The 857-nt window shown below is 37.3% G+C and carries 1 protein-coding gene; it reads left to right on the forward strand.

The genetic code is table 11. The features are described from left to right. Positions 1 to 274 precede the first annotated feature (274 nt). Positions 275 to 850, forward strand: a complete 576-nt coding sequence (locus RSX24_RS32220; RefSeq protein ID WP_343262911.1) for a papain-like cysteine protease family protein — start codon at positions 275 to 277, stop codon at positions 848 to 850. The last annotated feature ends 7 nt before the right edge of the window (positions 851 to 857 follow it).

Genomic DNA, 857 nt, shown 5'->3' on the forward strand with positions numbered 1-857 from the left:
TTGTCCCGAGCAAAGGCTAGAACCTGTACAGATTACCGGGATATGCCTCTTTAGTTTGGAGCAATCTGTTTCAGATTCAGACCTCTTGCGATAATATTTTTTTGATTAAAAAATTGATAAAAAAGGAAACTTTTCAACTAAAAGGGTCATTTTTTATAGTGTAAGAAAAATGACTTTGGATGAATGAGAAGGGAGGGCAGCATGAAGATTGGCACAAATAGGAGCTTTTGAATTTTTCAATTCAATTTCGATGAAATGAGGAGGAAGGTTTAAAATGAAGCATAAAAAATCGATGATATTCTCTGTATTTGCATTAATATTTACACTAAGTTTCGTATCACAAGCGTATGCTGCTTCTACAGATTTGCCATCATATCCAATTGCAAAGCAAGAGAAAGATGAATGGTGCTGGGCCGCAGTAAGTTCAAGTGTACTCAAGTTCATGGCTAAAAAAAATGTGTATCAATGCGACTTTGTAAAGACAGTGAAGTCAACCAGTTCGTGTGCAAATGTATCGGCATCCACGGTAGAAGCACAAAGTGGAATGCATGACTACGGGGTATCCTCCAATTATTACTCTGGAAATCTTAATGTTGCCCAAGTTAAAAGTCAAATTGATGGTGGGCGCCCTGTCTATGTTAGCTGGAAATGGAATAGTCCTACAGCTCTTATAGGTCATGCGGTTGCTATTTATGGATATAGTAATACACCAACATATACTTATTATATGCATTATCTTGATCCTTGGGATGGAGTGAAAACTTCAATGGAGTATTCAAAATTTAACGGTGGCACAGGAGCGGATAGAACATGGAGATGGGGACTTAAAGACTTTTGGCATTATCAATAAGGATTAG

The sequence above is a fragment of the Paenibacillus hubeiensis genome (assembly GCF_032334105.1).
GTDB classification, from domain to species: domain Bacteria; phylum Bacillota; class Bacilli; order Paenibacillales; family Paenibacillaceae; genus Paenibacillus; species Paenibacillus hubeiensis.